This is a genomic window from Paenibacillus periandrae, assembly GCF_022458865.1.
Lineage (GTDB): Bacteria > Bacillota > Bacilli > Paenibacillales > NBRC-103111 > Paenibacillus_S > Paenibacillus_S periandrae.
Genome location: NZ_JAJNMU010000134.1, coordinates 1 through 456, shown reverse-complemented (window position 1 = coordinate 456; position 456 = coordinate 1). Strand labels below are relative to the sequence as shown.

The 456-nt window shown below is 53.9% G+C and carries 1 protein-coding gene; it reads right to left on the bottom strand.

The window, feature by feature from the left end:
- The coding region (locus LRL21_RS44930) for a hypothetical protein (protein ID WP_240422222.1) at positions 1-405 on the bottom strand (405 nt) is incomplete at its 3' end.
- Positions 406-456: the final 51 nt, after the last annotated feature.

The following is a 456-nucleotide window of genomic DNA, read 5'->3' as shown; positions in this document are numbered from 1 at the left end:
ATACCAGATGCTCCACAAAGCATCCTTGGTGCGCCACAACTTCCCCGTCACCGGATTCTTCACCCACGACAGGGCATCAACACGTTTACCCAAATCACCATTCTGTACCTGAACCACACCAACATCATGGTGCAGCTTATTCACCGAACCAGTAAGCTGAGCAGACAATTGTTTAATCTGATCATGCAAGGCTTTCACATCAGCCACAGTTAACTCCCCACTATCTCCACTGCCGCCGCAGACGACGGCCATAAATTTGTCCCACGGAAACCACGGCCCCGGATCGTCATGATCCGACTGATGCCACGCATCCGTAACATCCACATGCCCGCAAACACCACGTTTACCGGCCTTCAAATCGGCAGCCGACAGTTTCCTTTTCGGAACACCATGCTTGTCACACAACTGCCGGCACAGCATCGCCGCCCTCTCAACGGCAGGCCACACCTGCGGATC